We start from the raw sequence: 22,933 nt of genomic DNA on the forward strand, positions 1-22,933 counted from the left end.
CTATTATGATCGCTCTCGCCAAAGTTGTTATTGCCCTCATCATTTCGATGTTCTAGATCCTTTATATAAGTATGTCAAGATTTAGTAATTTTAGGCAAACGCATTAACCAACCAATCATTTTTATGCGCAACGCCATATTTAAAACCCTAGCTAAAATCAATAAAGCCATCTTACCAAGTTATTCCAAACAGCAATTGGACCTCACCAAGGCCTCCAAAATTCAAATGGCCATTATTGGATGGCGTTGGTACGTCACCAAAAATGCCTTAGACTAAATTGCTAATCTTCCTCTAAATCCCCAGATAAAAACAGAACTATTAACAGGATTCAATGCAGGGTTCAATAGCCATTGAATATCTGGTGTTATGGCCAAACGTTTGGACAATTGTAATCTATAAAAGATTTCAAGGGTCCATTGATCCTTAAGACCTTCACCAAAGGTAGTTTCATTGACTTGTCCCCAATTAAATGCCCCGGCCAGAAGGTTCCTACCTGGTTTAGGCTGGTATCCAAAACCAACCGATAGTGAATTTTGAAGTAAACTGCCCGCATCCTTGGTATAGGCATATCTTAAAAAAGGAAAATACTTTTCCTGAAAGTAGCGGCTAGCAGAAAAGACTAAGCCCCATCCATTGGGATCTCCCGTAACTGAAGTGGCATCACGGTGCCAATAGGCAACATGTATATTATCTAATAACATGTAGTCCTTGGAAGAGGTCAAACCCACCTCCACATGTTTAAAGTATTCATTCTTGTTAAAGAAGGTATCAAATCCATTAAATACTCTAGTGGGGTCTGAGTTAATATCTCCAAATCCTGCAATTGCGTAAACCCTCTCGGTAATCCATCCGGCCACCCCAAGACCCAAATACCCGTCGTTAGGTAAATTAACTGCAGCAGCACCAGTAGAAAAAGCCAAATTGGTGAAGTGCATCCAGGGACTTGCCAGACCATAGACATCAAAAAAGTCTGTAACATCCAAAAACCCAACAACCATCGAAATTCGGCCCTGAGCCATACGTTGTCTCCAATACAGGTTGGTAGTTCTGAAACCATCATTGTTAAACGGGGCAGCTATAAACCCCACATAGCCCATATCCAGCCCCAAACTTTTAGGGGGGATGGTTGTGTAGCGATGCCGGTGTTCAACTTTAAAAATTAGGGATCCGGAATTTTTTGAATTTCGCCCTACTAAATCCCAGTTGCCATAGATACGCCAAACACCACTACCAGCCTTTCCTTCTCCTACATCGGAGTTACTTCCAAAATAAGTGCTGTTATAATCTGTTGCAAAATTGAAGCCAGAGCGTTGGTTTAAATCATCCTTAAAATCAAAATACGATTGCAAAACATTAAATTGAAATAGGTCGCTTTCAAAAATATTATCCAACCGAATCCGGTTCTCTACCTGATCCGGACTTCCTAGTTTTGGCACACTATCGGTCTTTGTCTGGGCGTGCAATGGCAGCCAACAAAGACCCATAGCAAGTAGGAATATTGAAAAATAATTGTTCATTTATAACGAATACTTCTAAAATATTTGAATTCGTTGCTTTGTGTTTATTGTTGATGAATAAAGTAACTGGTGGAGCAAAGCGAATCCACATTGCTTTTTTTCAACCCAATTCATAGAGAACATTTACTCTAATGTATTTTTATAAATAACCCCATCCTTCATTATTACCTTCATGGATTCAATGCCCTCTCTTACTGGGGCATCAAACCATTGTTCATTTCCACCTATCACCGTTATATCCTTCAAGGGGTTACCATCAACAATTAAGAGATCGGCATAAGCACCTGGTTCAATGACACCCAATTTTCCTTCAGGGTAAGGATCTAAAACGTCTCCTGACAATTTGAGAATTTCTCCATTGACAGAGGTTAAAGCCATTAAATAATAGTGATTACCAAAAAACTCAGCACCAAGATAAATTTGATGATCGTTCTGCTTATTACACGACTCAGGCATACCAACACAGTCCCCCTGAAATCCAAGTTTTGGTCTGTATTTTTTGACATTTTCAATGTAATCCTTAAAGGCCTTTTGTGCAGAATTAGCTTTTCTTGTAGACGCAGCACTAGCAGTAATTGCAGACACTTGATCTAATGCTGGCGAAAAAGCCTGCATATTTGTGGTCATATAAGCGTTCTTTTCCTCCATTAAAGCGGCAACATCACCATCAAACATGAATCCATGCTCAATACTACGCACCCCATTCTCCAAACACCTCATAATTGATTTCTTACTATAAGCATGTGACATGACATAAGACCCATAGGCATTAGCCACTTCAACTGCAGCCCTGATTTCATCTGCAGAATAGGCATCAAGTTGCCACGGATCAAATTGAGACACTACACCCCCACTAGACATAATCTTAATTTGAGATGCTCCCTGCATAAAATTTTGTCGTGCTGCTGCCTTAATAGCATCAACACCGTCAGCAGTCAGTGTCATACCCAGACGCCCACCATTAGACTGAACACCATCAACAGATTCATTTGGTGTATTGAAGTTTCTAAAATCGGCATGTGAACCAGTAGGACCAATAAAGCCCCCAGATGGATATATTCTTGGGCCTTTTAAGAGACCAGCATCTATTGTTTTCTTTAATCCAGCACCCATTCCACCAGCATCGCGCCAGGAAGTAAATCCAGACATAAGAGCATTTTCTGCATTGACAACAGAACGAACTGCCAATTCCTCCCAATTCCTATTATTTTCAATATCAGAAATTGATGTGCCGTTCATTTGAAGATGCCCATGGCCCTCTATAAGACCAGGCATTACAACACCTCCTTTTCCATCAATTATGGTGGCATCATTTAGTCTTTTTAGATTAGCTCCAACTTCCTTAATAAGATTATTTTCTATTAGCACATCTGCATTAATTAATGACGTGCTGGTACCATTCCAAACCTGAACATTGGTTATTAGGATGAACGAAGGGTTTTCATTTTGAGCTGTGGATAGAAAAAAAGAGAACAAGAATGCACAGGCCATAAGGCCTTTAGTATAGGTTTTCATAATAGTTAGTACTGTTAGGTTGTTAAATTGAAATCTCTTAAAAATAAGAAATTTAGAAGAAATACCTCACATTAAAGAAAGAAGGACACCCCTAAAAAGGGGCCCAAAACCCTAACGGTGGTATTTAAACCATCACTGGTGCGTTTGTATCTGAAGCTACGGAAACCGGCATTGACCGTCATATAATTGAGGACCTTAAAGGCATTTAAGTAGTAAAAATCATGAGCAAAACTTGAGGAATCTCCAATACCAAATCCACCGACGCTTAGTTTGGCTCCTAGCATCACTTTGTCTGATAAGGCTATAGCTGTTTTAATACCAATCATCAAATCCCACCAACCAAGGGGCTCATCAATGGTCTCTGTTATGTTTCCTAAATCACCTAAATCTATATTGAGATCTAACTTAATGTTATTAACCCAGTTCTTAGCGCCAATTAAGCCTTCAATGGCCCAGCCTTTAGCAATGTCTTCCTCCTTGCTATCAAAGGTGGAATAGATAACATAGCCTGCAGCTAAATCTATGATGTTCTGGTTAATGGTTACTTTAAGCCCAACAGGACCTTGTTGTTCCGACGTACTGAGTTCGGCAAAGGTTCCATCAATACTCAGGGAAAAGCGCTTGTACCTGACGGTTGACATAAACTGAAACCCTGCATTGGTAATTGAGGCTAAATCATTAAAGGACTGTCTTATTTTTTCACCTCCTACATCCGTAGCTTGAGAGGCGAGTAAGGCATAAGGCGTAATACTAAAACTCCAGTCTTTTTGGTCTTCATTTTTAAAATTAAAAGTGGTCACCTGTGCCTGTACCATTCCAAATAATATGATGCCCAGCAAGAGGAAGATTGCAATTCTTTTCATGGTTGGTTGTTTTTCCTAAAGCTACAAAAAAAGGCTGCCCAATGGGCAGCCCTCCACAATTCAAACTCAATCGCAATTCACTACGATGCAGTAAGATTCCTTTTTCAAATAAATATTAAGCTATGATCTTAATTTCTTGTTACAGTAATGGAATTGGATAGATCAAAACAACCCTCCAAATCGTTGGCATTCATGCCAATCTCAGCCCCTTGAAGTCCATCTTCAAAACGCAAGTACCAAATTAGACACACCCCTGTTCCAGCAGCATCAAAATCAACGCCTTCAACGGCATCTAATGTTGGTGGTAAGCCTAAAATAACCCCTTGATCATCTGTAATAACCCAAGTACTATTGGTACCGGAAGCTGACCCTTCCAGTGTAATACCACTTACCATATCTGGTGTGCCGTCTACTGTGAAGGTAAAGGGTCCTCCAGAAATAGTACCAGCATTGGTTTCATTTCTCGTGACTGTTATAGAGTTAGACAAGTCGAACACACCCTGCAGATCGTTGGCATTCATTCCTACTTCAGCTCCTTGTAAGCCATCTTCAAATCGTAAGTACCAGATGAGGCAAACACCACCACCAGCACCATCAAAGTCAACACCTTCAACATCAGCAATTGTTGGGGGCAATCCTAAGATAACTCCCTGATCATCCGTAATCACATAAGTACTATTCGTACCAACTGGTGTTCCTGTTAGGGTAATACCACTGACCATATCTGGTGTGCCATCCACACAGAAAGTAAAAGGACCTCCTTCTAAGGTTCCAGCCTCGGGAGCCTGGTTTCTGTTAACTGTAATGGAATTAGACAAGTCAAAAATTCCACTTAGGTTACTCGCATTCATACCAGTTTCAAGTCCAGTTAAACCATCTTCATAACGTATGTACCAGATCAAGCAAGTTCCTACTCCAGCCCCGTCAAAATCCACTCCTTCTAGATCGGCCATTGTTGGAGGCAGACCTAATATGTTTCCTGCATCATCTGTAATGACAAACGAACGATTAGTTCCAACGGGAGTTCCGGTTATGGTAATACCGCTAATCATATCAGGTGTGCCATCCACAAAAAAGTCAAAGGGACCGCCTTCAAGGGTTCCAGCTTCAGGTCCCGCATTTCTGTTAACCGTCAGGGAGTTAGACAGGTCAAAATTTCCAACCAAGTCGCTGGCATTAGATCCTGTTTCTAAGCCTTCGAGACCGTCTTCGTATCTAATGTACCAAATCAAACAGGTACCCACACCGGCACCATCAAAATCAACTCCCTCAAGAGCATCCATTGTTGGGGGTAATCCAAGGATATTTCCAGCATCATCCGTAATAACAAATGAGCTATTGGCACCAACACGGTCCCCGCCTTGGGTAATTCCGCTCACCATATCTGGTGAGCCATCTACAAAAAAGTCAAAGGGTCCACCCTCAAGGGCACCCGCATCTGTAATAACGACGTCTATGTCATCATCATTACAAGCCCATAAGGCAAGGGCCATCATGACCAAGGTCAATAATCTTAAATTCTTCATTGCTTTTAAAGTTTAATTGTTCACTAGCAAATCTAGAAGAGACTATTGGCATAAAATGTTAGCTAGCTAACATTTGGACATATTTTATTCGCGAAGTAGTAAAATTGGTAATTGATAGAGCTTACTTACTCTTGTTTTTCCAGAGCTGCCCTTAAGTCGATCTACGAAGCCCTCCATTTGTCCAAGCATGACCAGCATATTAATATTATTGGCTTGAATATAGGTAGAGGTAGCATACTCAATAGGCACCTCCTTGATGTTAACTAGATGAACCTTAGCAGTAAACTTAGTTGTAACCAGCGCTTCAAGGGTTGCATCTTCAAAGTTCATACATAGCAGATGAATGTGAGATTTTAAGCTCTGAGACAAAGCTTCAATACGCTGGATCTGATTTTGGTTTAAGTCATCTTTAGAGTCTATAAGTACTAAAATCTGCTTTACAGGACTAAAATTAAAGTGCTCTGGCACCACCAACACGTTATGTTCCAGATGGCGCATCACTTTAAGCGCGTGACTTCCAAAAAATACTTCACTTACATTCGAGGCTCCGTTGGAGCCTAAAACCACTACTTCAATCGATTCTTTTTCGATCAACTGATTGATAGCCGCAATAAAAGAATCGTGATCCAAATGGGCTTTAAACTGATGCTTGCTATTATTATTGGTCTTTGATAGAGACTCGTATAGAGTTTCTAATCTGGTTTTGGAGGTTGACAGCAGAGATTCATAGATATCAGCATTAGCCTCACCTGAAATTAAGGATTCTGTTGTATAATATCCAGATCGCACTACATGGAGTAAATGAAAGGTACATACTTCCTCAGACCAAAACGCAGTGGCATAATCGATGGCGTTTCTGGCACTTTCAGAAAAATCAGTTAACAGAAGAATATGCTTCATAATAATGGTCTTATCCAAATGTAAGCCCTTAGAATGAAATTTTATATGACAATCATCAGCTACAGGATCCTACCTGTTTGCATTAACTACCTCTACCAACTGCTGGGGTTGTAGCAAACCGGATTGCCTCCATACCTGATGACCATCCTTAAAAAGCAGCAAGGTAGGCACACCTCTTACTTGAAATTGAGAGGCAATCCCAGGGTTCTTGTCAACATCGATTTTAACCACCTTTACAGCCTCTCCCAATTGATCTTTCATGGCCTTTAGATTGGGCGCCAACATTTTACAAGGGCCACACCATTCTGCAAAGAAATCGACCATCACCAGAGGGTGGCTTTTTACCAAGGAATTAAAGTTTGTTTTCATACATTCTATGTCGTTAAAAAGGTCTTGAGTTTACATATGAGACCCTCATAAAATTAGGTTAATAAGTGGGTTTACTTAGGGCGCCTAATTATCTTTAGCAAAATTAAACAAACCGTGATAACACCAGACCAACCCCTAAAATTTAAGAATGGTCAAGGCATGAAAAACCGTTTCATGCTGGCGCCCATGACCAATCAGCAAAGTCATGAAGATGGCACCTTAAGTGAAGAGGAATTTCATTGGTTAACCATGCGTGCCAAAGGCCAGTTTGGTCTCGTAATGACCTGCGCCAGTCATGTTCAGGAAATTGGTAAAGGGTTTTCAGGACAGTTAGGGATCTGGAACGATTCTCATCTAGAGGGTCATGAAAGATTGGCCAATGCCATTAAAGCTCAAAATAGTCTGGGGGTGGTTCAACTGCACCATGCAGGTATGCGCTCACCAAAAGAACTCATTGGTGAAGCACCTGTTTGCCCTTCTATAAATGAAAAAACTGGCGCTAGAGAATTAACTTTAGAAGAGGTTGAGCAATTAAAAATAGATTTTATTCTAGCCGCAGAAAGAGCTCAAAAAGCTGGTTATGATGGGGTCGAGATCCATGGGGCCCACGGTTACATTCTGGCTCAGTTTTTAAGTGCTGATATTAACTTTAGAACAGATGCCTATGGTGGGAGTTTGGAGAACCGATCGAAGCTAATTTTCGACATTATTGAGGGCATTCGTCAACAATGCGGAGCTGACTTTTTACTTGGTTTACGATTATCTCCAGAACGATTTGGCATGAAGTTGTCTGAGGTGAAATGGTTGGTTTCTGAAATTATTAAGATGAATCAAGTTGACTTTATGGATATTTCGCTTTGGGATGTATTTAAAGAACCGGTTGAAAAGGAAGAGCAACACAAGTCGCTATTAAAACACTTTACTGATCTAGATTTTGGAGATATAAAATGGACCGTAGCCGGGAATATTGCTTCTGGTAATGACGTTAATGCGGTGCTTCAAGCAGGAGTGGATTTTGTGAGTATTGGCAAGGCTGGTATTTTACACCACGACTTTCCTCAAAAGGTAATGGAAGATGCAGGCTTTGAAGCAAAGGCCACCCCAGTATCTAAAGACTATTTAATACACGAAGGTCTGAGCCCAACTTTTGTTAATTATATGAAGCGATGGCCAAATTTTGTAATAGAAGACTAAACAAATGAAACTATTAAGACTTATCATATTAACCTGCTTCTTTAGCATCTTGTGTTTTGGGCAGTCCAAAAAACCCGAGTATGTAATTATTATTGACAATGAAATATCAACCCAGGCCGATGTTGAATTCTACGCCAAACAGGGGCGCATAAAATCTATGAACAAAGGTGTTACTGAAGAACAGCATAAAGTTTTAGTTGAGAAATATGGGGACATCATTGGGGATAAGATGTTTGTGATGTTTATCACCTTGCATCCTGAAGAGCCTTATAACCAAACCCGAAAATCCCAATTCGAGTCAGAGCCCGAGACACCTGACTACGATAATTTTAATTTTAAAATTGGCGAGACCCCAGGTGATTTTTCCATTGAATTAATGGATGGTTCCACCTTTACTCAAGACGATTTAAAAGGTAAAGTAGTCATGATAAATTTTTGGGCTACCTGGTGTGCTCCTTGTATCATGGAACTCTATGACATTCCTGAAACTATTTTAGTACCCTTTAAAAATAAAGACTTTGTCTTTCTTCCAGTATCTATTGGTGAATCTAAAAATCGCATCAATAGTATGATGACTAAATTAAACGCGGACGGTATTAACTTTAATTCAGGTTTTGATCCTAAAAAGGCCTTTTTCAAGCAATTTGCTAAAGGTGCCATACCTAAGACGGTCATCCTAGACAAAAATGGGGCCATTCAACTCATGAGTGAAGGTAATCCTCCCGAGAATCTCAAAAAGGTTGCAGGTAAAATTTCAGAATTACTTAAGTAGCGAAATAAAATCTCTAGAAATTCATGTAATTCCTTTTTGTAACTTTCAGACAAAGAGCATAATTCCCTACTTGTAATACATCGTCTTCATTTAAATTTTTAAATTCAGATTTACTGCATATTATTTCACCGTTATCTTGATCAACATACAATAAAGCATCACATATTAATCAATCCACTCTGGCTTACAATAATCATAAACTTTATCTAAGTCAGGAAATCCGCTTTTTGTTAAAGCCCTCCCTAAAATAGAATTATGTTCTATTTATCCATACTTATAATCAATAAATTGCTCTGCTGCTGCTTCGTATGTATCACCTTCAAAGGCTGTGCCAACAAATGGGCCTACAAAAAATTCATTAGTTACACAATACTTTCCGTCTATGTAGCACATATTTATATGTTTTTCTGAATTAGGTAGTCTTTTTTTTAGATTTAGTATTTCTTTTGCCGTTGGTCTTTTCATTTTTTTCCTTTATCTATTTCATCCATAATAACTTACACCCCTTTTGGGTGATTAAGTTGTATGCGCATATACCTGCCGTTCAGCATTAGTCTTTTATGCACCTACAGCCATAGCCTATCATCGCACCCGCATTACCAATTTGGGGAGATTGATTATTTTTTATTCTAAGATTATAATAATTTATGTCGTTAAATCGTGTACTTGACCAATATCTTCCTTCGCCACCGATGCCGGTACCGTTAAACGACCCATTTACCCATCGATACCCGACGTAAGGTAATTTTAATACTGAATCCATACCCGAATTGGAAGTCCAGGTATTTATCTCTTCAACCCATTCTTCACGTGTTGGTATTCTATAACCCTCTGGACAAGGATTGTTTACACCATTAACCCCTTGCCATAAATTAGGATCTATTGGGTTAAGCCAATGCAATGGATAAGAATTCAAAAAGTTACCATGACCAGGATCAGGGGTAGTACTTTGGCCTATCTGAACTGATGATGTTCTACATTGGTGTCCATCTGGTCCACGCCCAAACTGGTAATAATCACCATAACTCCAAGCATCAGATCCCGAGGTAGCTACTTGACTTGCTCCTAAGTTTCTATCCATCCAAGTTTTTCCAGTAATTGGGTTCGTTACATCGTTCCAGGCAAAGATAGCACCATCGCAAGTCGAAAGAACATAGGAGGTGATTGGAATAGATTGGTCAATGACATACCAATTTGCACCGTCACTTGCTATTCTTACAACAGCTTGATAAGCATCTAATGCGTAGCCGATATTACCATCAATGGTTTGAGTACCGTGGCCATCAATGAAAATAGTACTTCCATCGCTATTGATATTTTTTATAAAATATGTTCTTCCGGTATTTGCTGCTGCTGGCGGTAGCTTTACGATATACTCTCCTCCAGTACACAGTACCACATTGTGGGTGTTATCTAAAGTGGTTGCAGCGGTGATTGTGGTAACTTGGTATCCTAAGCTTCCTTCAATATCTAATGTACTGGCTGGGGTAGCAGTTCCAACACCTACATTGCCACTGTTGGCATTGTACATGTTGTCACCATCTACAGTCCAATTAACCGCTATGGTGCTCCAGGTATTGCCATTAAAGTAATAAAATCCTGGGGTATTATCGGTTTGATAAACCATTAAACCTTCTGCGGGATTGGATATGTTATTTCGTTCTACGGTTGTCATCCTCGGGATGAGCAACCCTTTTACTACAGATTGAATATCTAGCATGGAACTTGGGTCTGGCTCAGTAGTTCCTATACCTACCTGTGCCATGGTATGCGAATTATATCCTAAAAAAATTAAAAATATAATTAAAAATAATTTCTTATTATTTAACATGATTTAATATTTTAGTTAATAATCTTATATGATTTTTTTCCTTTATCTGTTTCAACCACAATAACATACAACCCATTTGGGTGCTGAAATGGAATTGAAATATTTACACCTCTTAGATTCTTTTTACGAAGTAACTCTTGCCCTAAGGTATTGTAAACAGTCAAGGTATTTATTTCTAATCCCCATCTATTGTTTACGATAATATGATTGTTATTATCATAAAATACGTTTAAGTCTTGTAAGCTTGCATCATTAACTCCTAATGAGTTTTGATCTTGAAACACAATTTTAAATCGATCTAGGTATTCTCCTGGTTCTAAATTTAATTGCTGTTCACCTTGGCTAATGTTATAAGTTTGTTCTAAAACGTTGTCGTACAAATAAACATCGTCTGTAAAGTTTTCAACTTCATCTACCATAATTGTATGCGTTCCTTCTTCAGAGATTAATACACCTATCGGAAAAATATTTGTTACATCATAGGTTCCTACACCTTGAATAACATATTGTTTGGATAAATCATCATCTATAATAAAATACATGTCATCAGCTCTTAATCCATTCATGAAAGCATCATAACCGTTGTTAAAATTTAAATTGGCTGGTGAATCTGGAATAAAGCCCAGTAATAGTTGCCTGTGAAATCCTTCAGGATCTTCGTAGCCCAACCTAATAAGGCTTTTTTGACTAGCATCTTTATGATACGTTTGTCGGTAAAATTGCGAATCTCCTGCTGTTTCTGTTACAAATACTCTTTGTGAATTATTAAATACAATAGGGTCATTAGAAACAGCCTCAACAAGGAAACCTTGACCAACTGCAATGTATTGACCAGGAGTTATATTTGTTGAATTACCTCCACCGCTTATCTCTGCAGGAATAGAGGCTGTAGTGCCTCCAGTTAAATTTCTGGTAGCATAAGACCCTAAATATTCTGATAAATAATGAGAATTTGATCCTCCGTCAACCCATATATATAAAGCATCTATCGCGTTATTATCTGTAATAAATTGATCAGCATCTAATGCCGATGGATAGGGATTACCAATTAAATAGTAATTACCTAATAGAATACTACTAAATTCATAATTACCATTATTTGGTCTTCCTTTAAACACATAGTTTTGATTAGGACGAGCAGCTCCGGTCCCTTTCATAGTATAGCCTTGGCCTGGGCTTAGCTGAGAACTTGGGTTAATAGGTATCCAATCAGAATAGGCCCCACTCCCATTGAAATAGGTATATAGCCATCTATCACTTATGGCTAATGGTGAAGTTACATTTCCATCACTATCAACAACGGATGGAGTCCCATTGTATGGTGGACCTGAATTAAATTGAATTAATTGAGGTGTAAAACTATTGATGCTTGCATCTGTACCATCAAAAACCTCTCTATTTACTGCATATGTTCCGCTTTTATTTACTGGCGATGAAAAGTAGTGGTAACCATACATATTGGCACCGGCTAATCTATCGCGAAGCAGTGAACCTGATCCACCAGCACTTAATGTAGAAGATGAACCTTGAACAAGTTGCGATTCACCTATCAATCTTAAATCTCCATTAGTTAAAGTTAAATTCCCTTTTACAATTAACCCATAATTATTATCAACAGAGACACCTGTAGAACTTGAATTATTAATTACTAAATTATTGATGTTTATTGTATGTAAGGGAGAGGAATCATCGAAATATATTCTTTGATTACTTTCACCAATTAAGCTAGTGGTGCCAATAGTTGCAGTAGTGATTCCTTTATTTTGGTAATCCGCACCTAAAACCAAGTCACCTTTATTGGTTAAGTTACCAGTAAGATCATTTTCAAATGTTAATAATGTGTAAAAAGATGTACTAGGTTCTATTTTTAACACACCTTTATTTATGACCTTGTCTTGGGAATAGACCAAATTATAAACTAAATAAAAAGCTAATAATAGATTAATTTTGTTCATCTTGGAGCTGCTTTATATTAATTCTTTATGTAATGTGCTCTATTTTTTATTTGATTTTTTATTTTATTCAACTCGTACCGCATTAAGAACTAAAATTGAGGGTTTCTAATTTTCTAAGAGTTACTAGTAAAATAATTATTGAATAGAATCTTTACGCCTAGGGATTAAAATGTGATTTAGTGCAGATGCATTTGTTATGCGTAGCATTAAGATTTTATCATTGGCAAGTGGTAATATGTAATTAGAGATTAATTACACTTGTTGTATAAGTTAGAATTAATCACAGTTTGAATCCAACCTATATAAATAATGTGGATTTAATGATTCTATAAAGACTTTATTACCATCACACTCAAAGGTAAGTGGGGCAACTAATTCATTTCCAAAATGTAAATCTACAGTTAAAGTGCCATCCTCAAATGTGTATGGGTTAGTTCCTGGTATGTGATTACCGTCATTAGCTTGAAATGATTCGTACAGAGATTGACAGTCATCAGAAATCTCGGAAGTACAATAGTAAGTATACCTTACTCCATCCTCAAATATGTACATTGTATTAGAAACTGCACTATTCGATAACCATTTACCTTCAATATCATAAACTATTGGAGTTTCATTTGAGTCGTCTTTTTGACAGCTAAAAGTGGCACACATTAATACTGCTAATAATAATTTTTTCATAATTGTAGATTTAAATTAAATTCATTGATTTGGTTATACCCCTAAAAGGTCGATCAGTTTGATTAAAATAAACCCCAAAACTAGTTTCGGGGTTTAACCTCAATTTCCTCCGAAATCCTACCCACAATTCATACTTTAAAGTACCAACCTCAATACTTTATGATCGTGGGATTGAATTCTCATCGTCCAATGTAAATTAATTCAAAGTTCAAAGCTTCACGTCTACGCGTGTTTTTTGGTAAATCATGTGTGATTGTGAAATTTGGGTTAAAGTAAAACTATGTTTAAAATTATTTTTTTTCAGCTAACTATTGGATAGTTTCACTACCTCCAATAACAAGGAAATTTTTTTGTATTTAGATTCTTTAATATTAAAATATTCGTACATTCTTCGAAGCGAGGAACCGACACCATCTATACTAAGAAAAACTTTGTTGGCAATATCTTTATTAGCTATCACTGGATCTTCAAGTAAAATATTAAGCACTTTGCGGTCAGTTTGATTCAGTTTTTTATCAATGCGTTCTTCTATTTTTTCAATGTCTAATTGAAACTTCTTCGCATTAACAATTAATTCTGTCTCTGCTCTATTTTTTAGTTCTTCTATTTTATTCAACAAGGAATCCCTTATGGCTTTATCTTTTTTAATTTTGGACCTAAAGTAGAATTGTGTGAGAAAAATTAATAGCACAGCAGCTATTATTAAAACATATATTTTTCTACGCTGTGAAGACTGAATTGCTGCTTTTTCTACTTCACTTTTTAGTTTATTTTCCGAAAGTCGCGTCTCATAATCCTGTTTTACTAATTCTTGAATTATTGCCATGCGATCAATCTCTAAATTAACACTGTCTTTATAAGCAATAGATAATTCCAATACTTCTGCGGTTAATTGGGGGTTGTCTCGAGACTTGTAACAATTGTAAAGTAAAGTGTATAATCGCTGCTTAATATGATTATTGGTGTCTTCTGGTAGCTGGCTCAATATATTCTGACCTTCTTTGCAAGCCGAAGTTTTATCGGTCTTTAAAGTAATTTCAGTAAGCATAATTTTAGCATCGAGTATATCCATTTCCCATTCAAATTCTTTGCAAATGGCTAGACTTTTTTTAGCGTAATCATTTGCTTTCAATAATTGATTTAAAGCCATGTGTACTCGTGCTAAGTGTTTATAGCATTTTTGTAGACCAAACTTTGATTCGGATAGTTCAAAATCACCTAGCGCTTTTGTTAAATAAATAAGGGCATCTTCATAAAACTTTTTCTCTAAATACGTCTCACCAATATATAGGTGATTCCATGAATAAAGTTCTTGTGTTGTTAAATTGTACTTATTGTATGCATCTTCATATTGTTGAAAATAATCTAAAGCTATATCGTAATTACCTATTCTTAAGTTGACAACACCAATATTTTGCAATAACCATGTTGCCTGGCTATTCATTTCTAGCTCCTTAAAAATGGCTAATGCATCATAATAATTTCTAACACCCTCTAGATGTTTGCCTAGATTTAAATAAATTACAGCTCTGTTTGCCTTTGTATGCGCCTCTTTATCGCGCATTTTAAGCTCTTTTGCGATTTTCAGTGCCTCATTGTGTAGGCTTATTGATTTTTCAAGATCAATCAGTTCTGGAGAAAAATATGCTTCTCTTAAAAACCCATAATATAGCTCTTCCTTATTATTTTTCTCTTTAGCTAGTTTTTGGTGATAGTAAACGGCTTTTAAGGTGGATTGAGGACTTTTGAAACGATATTCATCAAACTCGTAGTGTAAAGCTTGGAATCTTATAGAATCAGGCAGTCTTGCATCGGTGTAAATTTGCCTCAGAGAATCAAGTTGTGGATAGGTATTCTGTACAGCAATAAACAAAAGAAAAATTAATGCATGCTTTATTGTCTTCATGTTATATATCTTAATTCACCAAGTAGTTTTATGTAAAAAATTATAAATATCTTCAATGAAACCTAACAAGACTGTGTATTATTTTGAGAGTATACTTTGCCTTTTTTGAATAACCAGCGCAGCAATTATTTTGTGCCAAACTACATTATGTCAATAATTTAAGTAATTAAAAGATTTTAGCTTGAAATCAATAATAAGAAATAAAATATTTTAACTAAATATTCACGCCTAGACGTGAATTTATAAAGTTGTTTTATTCGAAAATTTAAGGCTTAAGAGTTTCGTGTTTATAGTGGTTTTTGATCCATTTTCAATTTGTCTAGGCATTTTTTATTCAATTAGGCACTTAGGTCTCTTATGTCAGTCAGTTACGGATTAATATACTTTAATTTTAGGCTTATCGCAGGTGTTAACAATTCCGAGTGGATTAAGTAAATAATTAAAACTACTATGAATTCTTGCTAATCATTGTTATAACTACTAGACAAAGAGCCTAATTCCCTAATTATCTATTAAGCAAAACTTAATATTTTATATATTAGGCCTTCGAAACTGGCCATTAGAAGACATGAAAACAGATATTTCGGTTGTTACCGGATTTCTAAATTCTATTGAAACCTACCAAAGTATTTTCAAGATTGAACTCTTGCAATCTGAAAGCAATGGCGTATACAAAGCATTTAAGGTTATTTATTTAGACAAGGATCACAAGAAGGTGAAATTGAGAATTGAACTGGACTTTGTTCATGAAAAATTATCTGCAGGCTTTTGGAAAGACCCCTCACTTAAAACCAAAAAATTTAGTCATTTCCTGGGCTAAAACCGAGGTCTGAATTTAGTTGTTACTCAACCATATTTTACCGTCAAATAAAAACTCATTGATCTCACCCTGCTGATTCCTTACTTTCAACTTCATAATGGGTTTAGATCGTGGTCTTATTGTATCGGATACCAGGTCACAAAGTGTAGTTTCGTTTATGTCAAAATCGTTAATGGCCAGCACCTCATCACCAAAAGCTATCTTATCAGTAAGAGATGCATCCCAAACAAAACCAATTGACAATTTATCTTTAATATAGGTGTTGGAAAAGCCATAGTCGTAATTAATTTCAGGACTAGACAATTCATAGGGCTGAAAATAAAATCGTTTTCCTTTGTAATCAAGCGTCATTTTTCCATACTGCAGTAATCGGGCCCCAATTCTGGAATTATCATCATTAGTTGTTTGGGTGACCACATTCTCAATTTCAAACCCGTTGACTTCCAGTATAGGTAACAACAATTTGAATTGGGTATTAACTGGAGCATCCCCAAACAGACTTATAGACGAGGCTCCTTCTGCTTTGCCAAGAAGCTCAAAAATGGTCTTCTCTTTAAATATGCTGTAGTGCTGTTTGGACAAGTCGTACAAATCATCAGCTCCAGTGTCAATTAGCAATTCTTCTCTACCGGACTCTTCCCCTTTCAGTTTAATCCAGATATAAGGGCTGCTTTGGTTTTTGGTTAATCGGATCTTTGTCGACTGTTTTTTATCAAGAATTAAATTCTTCTTGTTATTGGTGAGGATAAGGGTCTTGGTCTCAGCATCTATTTGGATAATGGACTTTCTGAGCATATTACTACCTATAAACCCATCAATATCAAAACAACGGAATATAGCACTGTCGTTAAGATCATAAACCAAAGTGGCTGTGTTCTCAAAGCTGACATCACCAAACTGCAAAGACTTTACTGCCACCACCTTGAGTCTACTGCGTTTCCCAGTAGCATCAGAAGTAGGTAAGGAACCTATTTCCTTGGGATTTAGTATGCTATCCAATTCTTTTGAAATAATATTGGGAGCACCTGTATCCAATAAAAACCTGTAGGTCTGCCCTTCAATACTTACCGGCACTATCAGTTTATCTCCCATCATCTCAAATCGAATGATGGTCAGATAATTCCGCTCTGCAACAGATCCATAATTGAGGGATCTTAATTGCGCTTGACCAACTACTACTGAAAGGAAAAATATCAGGTAAATAAAAGATTTGAGTTTCATTTGAGGTTATTTAAATGAAACTCTAAGTTAAGGATTATTAGGCAGACCCATTAGTAATGTAATACTCAGCTATCAGTAAAATCGCAATAGGGTTGCTACGCATCCTTAGCGCTCCTTATCTCGATAACTATCTGGATTTAATCACACCACAACGGCACAGGATTGCTACGCATCCTTTTTGCTCCGTTGTGAAAATCAAAAAGCCCTAAAAACAAAAAAGCAAGCTGTTTGTTTTTAGCTTGCTTTTTGATTTATTCGTGACCTCGACAGGATTCAAACCTGTAACCTTCTGAGCCGTAATCAGATGCGCTATTCAGTTGCGCCACGAGGCCTTTTTAAAAGTGGGTGCAAATATAGAACTTTTATTAAATCCTATCCAAATAAATTAATCCTAAAAAATGGGATTTCGTTATTTTTACATATGGTTTCAAAAACAGACTTAGCGTCATTTAGTTACATACTGGATGAGGAGATCATCGATAAGATGAGTGCGGTAGCTTCCATCAAATCATTTAGTAAAAACGATATCATTATAGATGTTGGGCAGGAGCTCCAATCCGTACCCCTACTCTTATCAGGTAACATCAAGGTGATGCGAGAAGACAATGATGGTAATGATCTCCTATTATATGTTTTAGAATCAGGTGATACTTGTGCCATGTCACTGACTTGTTGTATGGCCAAATCCGTTAGTAAAATACGAGCTATCGCTGATAGTGATACTAATGTGGTTATGATTCCAGTATCGGCTATGACCGATTGGTTTAATTCCAATGAAAGTTGGCGCATGTTTATTCTTCAAAGCTATCAGGTTCGATTTAATGAGATGCTAGAAACCATAGATACTCTGGCCTTCCTTAAAATGGATGAACGTCTGTACAAATACTTAACAGATCAGGTTAAGCTAACAGCTTCAGCAATTTTAAATCTAACACATCAGAGTATTGCTGAAGATCTTAACACGTCTAGAGTTGTTGTTTCCAGGTTATTAAAACAACTTGAGAACGAAGGGGAAATAACACTTGGCAGAAACAAAATCACAATCCTAGAATATCTGTAACTATTGTTACTTTTGTTCACGAATTCAACTTTATTTTTGCAAAAAAATTAGCTATGGATGTTATCCTGCAACCCTGGCCCTGGTATGTAACCGGCCCCTGTATAGCACTTGTCATGTTTCTACTCTTGTATTTTGGGAGAACTTTTGGAATGTCTTCCAATCTAAGAACCCTTTGTGCTATTGGAGGAGCTGGAAAAAAAGTGCCTTTTTTTAATTTCGATTGGCAATCTCAAAAATGGAATCTTGTTGTTGTTCTGGGTGCTATGCTTGGCGGATATTTAGCACATTTTCATCTCTCTGTTCCTACGGACATTGCTTTAAGTGAAGCAACTGTGTCCGATTTAAATGCACTCGGATTTGAAAACACAGGCAAGAGCTTACTACCAGCGGAATTATTTTCCTGGGAGGCTGTTTTTTCATTAAAGGGGATTTTAATACTAATTGTTGCTGGATTTTTAGTTGGTTTTGGAACCCGTTATGGTGGTGGTTGTACCTCGGGACACGCCATAACTGGATTAAGTAGTTTACAGTTGCCATCTTTGATTGCCGTTATTGGCTTTTTTATTGGTGGACTTATTATGATTCATCTTATTTACCCAATTCTTTTTTAATTATGGGAAAGTATATTAAGTTTTTTATAGTTGGTATTTTCTTTGGAATCGTATTGGTAAAGTCCGAGGCGGTGTCCTGGTACCGAATCTTTGAAATGTTTAAATTTCAAAGCTTCCATATGTATGGCATTATTGGTACAGCCGTAGCCACTGGTGTTGTGATTTTATTACTTACAAAGCAACTCCACATCAAAAATATTTATGGTAACCAAATACGTGTTCCGCTTAAGGATCGTGGTTATGTACGCTATCTTCTTGGTGGTTCTATTTTTGGATTGGGATGGGCCCTTGCTGGTGCCTGCCCTGGACCTATGTATATCCTGGTCGGAACTGGGGTTTTTTCAATGCTCATTGTTATTGCAGCCGCTATTTTGGGAACCTACACCTACGGGGTTTTAAAAGATAAATTACCACATTAATGGAAGTCATCGGGTATATAGGAGCATTATTGGTAGGGCTGGTACTTGGCCTTATTGGCGGTGGTGGTTCTATTTTAACCGTGCCCATCTTGGTTTACCTGATTGGTTTAAGTCCTATTGTGGCTACCTCGTATTCCCTATTTGTTGTGGGTAGTACAGCAACCGTTGGTACCTTACGTAATATTAAAACCGGATCTATAGATTTTAGAACGGCCATGGTATTCGCCATACCTTCAATTTTGGCAGTCTTTGGTGTGAGAGCTATCGTCATACCCAATCTTCCTGAGGTTCTTTTTACAATAGGAACTTTTGAGTTTACAACCGCACTTTTTATTATGATGCTTTTTGCTGTGGTGGTTTTTTTAGCAGGATGGTCCATGATCAAGTCTAAGGTGGTTGAAAAAGATTCTCCTGAGAAAAAATTTGGACTAAGTCACTATTTTGCCATTGGCACTCAGGCTATTGGAATTGGAGTTTTGGCCGGTCTTGTAGGTGCTGGTGGTGGCTTCCTCATAGTTCCGGCCTTAGTGCTTTTGGTAAAAATGCCTATTAAGAATGCCGTGAGTACGTCTCTCTTTATCATTGCTATCCAATCACTCTTTGGATTTAGTGGTGATCTTAAAAACATTGAGATCGACTGGCCCTTCTTATTAACCTTTACAGGAATTTCTATTATTGGTATTTTTATTGGTCTTGCCATAGCCAAACGAACCAGTCCTAAATTCCTAAAAAAAGCATTCGGTTATTTTACATTATTAATGGCCATCGTTATTATATATAAAGAGTTGACTTAGGACTGTGTGACAAAAGTCACATATTGGAAACTTCAGTTTTGTAATTTTGTAGAGTCTTAATTTTAAACGTTATGAGAATAGAACAAATATATACGGGATGCCTTGCACAAGGTGCCTATTACATTGAATCAAATGGCGAGGTAGCCATCATAGATCCATTAAGAGAAACACAACAATACATTGATCGTGCTGATAAGGCTGGTGCTAAAATCAAGTACATTCTTGAAACCCATTTTCATGCTGATTTTGTATCTGGTCATATTGATCTTGCTAATAAAACCGGAGCTACCATTGTTTATGGTCCTGGAGCATCAACAGAATATGACATTCATATGGCTACAGATGGTGAGTTGCTTGAACTTGGTAACATTAAAATAAAGGTTTTACATACACCTGGTCATACACTTGAGTCAACTACCTATTTACTTATTGATGAAGATGGGAAAGATCATGCCATTTTCTCAGGTGATACTCTGTTTCTTGGAGATGTAGGAAGACCAGATCTGGCTATAAAATCAGATCTTACTAAAGAGGATTTGGCAGCTATGCTTTTCCATTCGTTACGAGAAAAGATCATGCCATTGGCCGATGATGTTATTGTTTATCCTGCTCATGGTGCTGGTTCTGCATGCGGAAAGAACCTAAGTAAAGAAACTGTGGATACCTTAGGAAATCAGAAGAAGACGAATTACGCCTTAAGAGCTGATATGACAAAAGCAGAATTTGTAGAAGAAGTTTTGGATGGAATCGCACCCCCTCCACAGTATTTTGCTAAGAATGCCATGATGAATAAAATGGGGTATGACTCATTTGAGGCGGTAATGCAAAAAGGGAATGTTCCCTTAGATCCCGAACAATTTGAAGCGTTAGCTAATCACGAATCCGCATTAATTTTAGATGTAAGACCTCAGTCTGACTTTATAAAAAGTCATATTCCAAATTCTATTTTCATAGGATTAAATGGTGGTTTTGCTCCTTGGGTTGGGGCTTTAATTACCGATATTAAACAGCCTATTCTATTAGTAGTTCCAGAAGGAAAAGCTGAGGAGGCAGTGACCCGACTTTCAAGAGTTGGTTATGACAACACCTTAGGCTATCTTGAAGGTGGCTTAACAGCTTGGGAAGCATCAGGGAGAGAAATCGACACCCTCGAATCTATTTCGGCTGATACTTTTGCTAACATTTATAAGGAAGATGACAGTATCAAGATTCTGGATGTTAGAAAGGATGGTGAGTACAGCTCAAGCCATTTAGAAACCGCACAACATTTTGCTTTGGATTATATTAATTCTCAAATGGAAGATGTTGATAGAAACAACACTTACTATATCCATTGTGCTGGCGGTTACCGCTCGGTTATAGCGGCTTCTATTTTAAAAGCACGTGGCTTTAATAAGCTCATTGATGTGGCAGGAGGGTTTGGTGCGATCAAACAGACGGACCTTCCTACCACGGACTTTGTGTGCCCATCAACTATTTAATCGTACGGATTAATGAAAACAGTGCAAATAGAAATCCAAAATCTTAAATGTCATGGTTGTGCCCACACCATTGAAACGCAGCTTTCTAAAATTGAGGGAGTATCGAAGGTCAATGTTGACAATAACACGAATCAGGTTTCTATAGACCTGATGGACACGGATCAATTATCAACTATAATTGAAAGTCTGTCTAAAATGGGGTATCCAGCTGTGGGAGAAGACAACGGTCTATCGCTTAAAGCTAAATCATTTGTGAGTTGTGCTGTTGGACGTATGACCAAATAAAAATGGAATAATTAAAAAAGCCTGCTAATAGCAGGCTTTTTTTATACGATTTCGGCACTTAATCCGGCCTCTAATAGCTTAGAACATCTTGGTTCCAAGTCCTCGAAAGGACCGGTCTTCACCGTGCATTTTCCTTTGTAATGAACAATTAAAGAGCATTGTTCTGCTTGCTCAGGAGTATGGTCACAGGCATAAATTAAGGTATCAATGACATAATCAAAAGTGTTAACATCATCATTAAACAAAACGATTTCGTTTTGCTTGATTACCTCTTCTTCCAATAATAACTCCTCTGAATATTTTTCTTTTGAGCTCATAGGCTTAGTCTTTGACAATCTTGAAGTTAGACGAAACATTCCTTACTAACTTAAAGAACTAATTTATAAATTTTAGGGCAACCCACTCCCCTCTTTGTAAAGAATCCTCCAATTTTAACATATGTGAATTACAAGCGGCTTCAATTATGGAGATATCCGCTTTATAAAAACCACTTAGAAAGAGTACCCCATTGGTATTTAAACACTTAGCATAAGATTCCATTTGATCTAATAGAATATTTCTATTAATATTAGCAATGATCATATCATAGCTTTTACCCTCCAGTAAGTCCACGTCGCCTTGATACACACTTATTTTGTGGCATTCATTTCTGCCCACATTCTCGAGGCTATTCTCGTAAGACCATGCATCAATATCAATAGCATCTAATTTGGTAGCCCTAAGCTTTTCAGCAATTATAGCCAATACCCCAGTACCACATCCCATATCCAGAATGGTTTTACCTTTTAAATCAGCTTTTAATAAGAACTGAATCATCATATGTGTGGTCTCATGGTGCCCTGTACCAAAACTCATCTTTGGTTCTATAATAATATCTAACTCCGTCTTAGCCTTATCATGAAAAGGAGCTCTCACCGTACAACGCTCATCCACCACAATTGGTTGAAAACTCTGTTCCCAGGTGGCATTCCAATTGGTTTGCTCGATGTCTTCAAACTCATAAGAGATATGAAACTCGCTAGATTTTAAAATGTCAATTGTATCAAGAAATGACTCTGACCAATCTGATTTTTGAATATAAGCTGAAAGACCCTCCTCGGTTTCCACAAAACTCTCAAAACCGGCATAGCCCAATTCTGCCATTAGAATTTCTACACCAGGCACCAAAGGAGCCACTTTAAACTCATATCCAATATATACGGGGTTTTCCAAA

General features: G+C 37.4%; 24 protein-coding genes and 1 tRNA gene. 10 read left to right on the forward strand and 15 right to left on the reverse strand.

Annotated elements, in window-relative coordinates; translation table 11 throughout:
* Positions 1–123: 123 nt before the first annotated feature.
* Entirely contained in the window at positions 124–276 is a 153-nt protein-coding gene (locus tag DN064_RS10345; protein ID WP_115462570.1) for an SsrA-binding protein, read from the forward strand.
* Here the strand turns inward: DN064_RS10345 and DN064_RS10350 are convergent.
* The 6 genes from DN064_RS10350 to trxA all read right to left on the reverse strand — a co-directional run bounded on the left by DN064_RS10350 (position 273) and on the right by trxA (position 6,690).
* Positions 273–1,436 carry a carbohydrate porin gene (locus tag DN064_RS10350; RefSeq protein ID WP_198659436.1) on the reverse strand — a complete coding sequence of 388 codons (1,164 nt, stop codon included), beginning with the start codon at positions 1,434–1,436 and terminating at the stop codon, positions 273–275. The two genes, DN064_RS10345 and DN064_RS10350, sit on opposite strands and share 4 nt — an antisense overlap.
* Before the next feature lie 204 nt (positions 1,437–1,640).
* Positions 1,641–3,032, reverse strand: coding sequence for a metal-dependent hydrolase family protein (locus tag DN064_RS10355; RefSeq protein WP_198659437.1), 1,392 nt, complete (start codon positions 3,030–3,032; stop codon positions 1,641–1,643).
* 71 nt (positions 3,033–3,103) lie between these two features.
* Entirely contained in the window at positions 3,104–3,895 is a 792-nt protein-coding gene (locus DN064_RS10360; protein WP_115462572.1) for a hypothetical protein, read from the reverse strand.
* Between the two features lie 128 nt (positions 3,896–4,023).
* Positions 4,024–5,421, reverse strand: a complete 1,398-nt coding sequence (locus DN064_RS10365; protein WP_115462573.1) for a hypothetical protein — start codon at positions 5,419–5,421, stop codon at positions 4,024–4,026.
* 84 nt (positions 5,422–5,505) lie between these two features.
* Positions 5,506–6,321 (reverse strand): universal stress protein, encoded by an 816-nt coding sequence (locus DN064_RS10370; protein ID WP_115462574.1) that lies wholly within the window; start codon positions 6,319–6,321, stop codon positions 5,506–5,508.
* A 69-nt stretch (positions 6,322–6,390) separates the two neighbouring features.
* Positions 6,391–6,690 (reverse strand): thioredoxin, encoded by a 300-nt coding sequence (trxA, locus tag DN064_RS10375; protein WP_115462575.1) that lies wholly within the window; start codon positions 6,688–6,690, stop codon positions 6,391–6,393.
* A gap of 114 nt (positions 6,691–6,804) precedes the next feature.
* Here trxA and DN064_RS10380 point away from each other — a divergent pair, with 114 nt between their 5' ends.
* Both DN064_RS10380 and DN064_RS10385 read left to right on the forward strand, forming a co-directional pair.
* The gene (locus tag DN064_RS10380) at positions 6,805–7,884 is read left to right on the forward strand and encodes an NADH:flavin oxidoreductase (RefSeq protein ID WP_115462576.1); all 1,080 of its coding nucleotides are present in this window, start codon (positions 6,805–6,807) and stop codon (positions 7,882–7,884) included.
* Positions 7,885–7,888: 4 nt separating this feature from the next.
* Positions 7,889–8,656, forward strand: a complete 768-nt coding sequence (locus DN064_RS10385; RefSeq protein ID WP_115462577.1) for a TlpA family protein disulfide reductase — start codon at positions 7,889–7,891, stop codon at positions 8,654–8,656.
* Between the two features lie 264 nt (positions 8,657–8,920).
* Here DN064_RS10385 and DN064_RS14320 read toward each other — a convergent pair whose 3' ends face one another.
* From DN064_RS14320 to DN064_RS10410, 5 genes are all read right to left on the reverse strand, one after another.
* Complete coding sequence (locus DN064_RS14320) at positions 8,921–9,049, reverse strand: hypothetical protein (protein ID WP_262509147.1); 129 nt, start codon at positions 9,047–9,049, stop codon at positions 8,921–8,923.
* Positions 9,050–9,206: 157 nt separating this feature from the next.
* Positions 9,207–10,421, reverse strand: a complete 1,215-nt coding sequence (locus DN064_RS10395) for a fibrobacter succinogenes major paralogous domain-containing protein (RefSeq protein ID WP_157962289.1) — start codon at positions 10,419–10,421, stop codon at positions 9,207–9,209.
* A 77-nt stretch (positions 10,422–10,498) separates the two neighbouring features.
* Positions 10,499–12,442 carry a T9SS type A sorting domain-containing protein gene (locus DN064_RS10400; RefSeq protein WP_115462580.1) on the reverse strand — a complete coding sequence of 648 codons (1,944 nt, stop codon included), beginning with the start codon at positions 12,440–12,442 and terminating at the stop codon, positions 10,499–10,501.
* Between the two features lie 276 nt (positions 12,443–12,718).
* Positions 12,719–13,123, reverse strand: coding sequence for a hypothetical protein (locus DN064_RS10405; protein WP_115462581.1), 405 nt, complete (start codon positions 13,121–13,123; stop codon positions 12,719–12,721).
* A gap of 304 nt (positions 13,124–13,427) precedes the next feature.
* Positions 13,428–15,029 carry a tetratricopeptide repeat protein gene (locus DN064_RS10410; RefSeq protein ID WP_115462582.1) on the reverse strand — a complete coding sequence of 534 codons (1,602 nt, stop codon included), beginning with the start codon at positions 15,027–15,029 and terminating at the stop codon, positions 13,428–13,430.
* 568 nt (positions 15,030–15,597) lie between these two features.
* On the opposite strand from DN064_RS10410, the gene DN064_RS10415 reads away from it, so the two are divergent.
* Positions 15,598–15,849: a hypothetical protein gene (locus DN064_RS10415; protein ID WP_115462583.1), complete on the forward strand. Its 252-nt coding sequence runs from the start codon at positions 15,598–15,600 to the stop codon at positions 15,847–15,849.
* Positions 15,850–15,864: 15 nt separating this feature from the next.
* Here the strand turns inward: DN064_RS10415 and DN064_RS10420 are convergent, their stop codons facing one another.
* Together DN064_RS10420 and DN064_RS10425 are read right to left on the reverse strand one after the other, a co-directional pair.
* A complete protein-coding gene (locus DN064_RS10420) occupies positions 15,865–17,070 on the reverse strand; it encodes a retropepsin-like aspartic protease (protein WP_115462584.1) in 1,206 nt (401 codons plus the stop codon).
* 258 nt (positions 17,071–17,328) lie between these two features.
* Positions 17,329–17,402, reverse strand: a tRNA-Arg gene (locus tag DN064_RS10425).
* Here DN064_RS10425 and DN064_RS10430 point away from each other — a divergent pair.
* From DN064_RS10430 to DN064_RS10455, 6 genes are all read left to right on the forward strand, one after another.
* Positions 17,375–18,130: a Crp/Fnr family transcriptional regulator gene (locus tag DN064_RS10430; protein WP_317047369.1), complete on the forward strand. Its 756-nt coding sequence runs from the start codon at positions 17,375–17,377 to the stop codon at positions 18,128–18,130. The genes DN064_RS10425 and DN064_RS10430 overlap by 28 nt on opposite strands.
* Positions 18,131–18,183: 53 nt before the next feature.
* Positions 18,184–18,741, forward strand: coding sequence for a YeeE/YedE family protein (locus DN064_RS10435; protein ID WP_115462586.1), 558 nt, complete (start codon positions 18,184–18,186; stop codon positions 18,739–18,741).
* A gap of 2 nt (positions 18,742–18,743) precedes the next feature.
* Positions 18,744–19,160, forward strand: coding sequence for a DUF6691 family protein (locus tag DN064_RS10440; RefSeq protein ID WP_115462587.1), 417 nt, complete (start codon positions 18,744–18,746; stop codon positions 19,158–19,160).
* Positions 19,160–19,954: a sulfite exporter TauE/SafE family protein gene (locus DN064_RS10445; RefSeq protein WP_115462588.1), complete on the forward strand. Its 795-nt coding sequence runs from the start codon at positions 19,160–19,162 to the stop codon at positions 19,952–19,954. Before DN064_RS10440 ends, DN064_RS10445 begins: the two co-directional genes overlap by 1 nt.
* 71 nt (positions 19,955–20,025) lie before the next feature.
* Complete coding sequence (locus tag DN064_RS10450; RefSeq protein WP_115462589.1) at positions 20,026–21,435, forward strand: MBL fold metallo-hydrolase; 1,410 nt, start codon at positions 20,026–20,028, stop codon at positions 21,433–21,435.
* Positions 21,436–21,447: 12 nt separating this feature from the next.
* Positions 21,448–21,720, forward strand: a complete 273-nt coding sequence (locus DN064_RS10455) for a heavy-metal-associated domain-containing protein (RefSeq protein WP_115462590.1) — start codon at positions 21,448–21,450, stop codon at positions 21,718–21,720.
* A 41-nt stretch (positions 21,721–21,761) separates the two neighbouring features.
* Here DN064_RS10455 and DN064_RS10460 read toward each other — a convergent pair whose 3' ends face one another.
* Together DN064_RS10460 and prmA are read right to left on the reverse strand one after the other, a co-directional pair.
* Entirely contained in the window at positions 21,762–22,037 is a 276-nt protein-coding gene (locus DN064_RS10460; RefSeq protein ID WP_115462626.1) for an ATP-dependent Clp protease adaptor ClpS, read from the reverse strand.
* Between the two features lie 58 nt (positions 22,038–22,095).
* Complete coding sequence (gene prmA / locus DN064_RS10465; protein ID WP_115462591.1) at positions 22,096–22,932, reverse strand: 50S ribosomal protein L11 methyltransferase; 837 nt, start codon at positions 22,930–22,932, stop codon at positions 22,096–22,098.
* Between the last annotated feature and the right edge of the window lies 1 nt (position 22,933).

This window comes from Winogradskyella aurantiaca (assembly GCF_003362725.1).
In the GTDB taxonomy this organism is placed as follows: Bacteria; Bacteroidota; Bacteroidia; order Flavobacteriales; family Flavobacteriaceae; genus Winogradskyella_A; species Winogradskyella_A aurantiaca.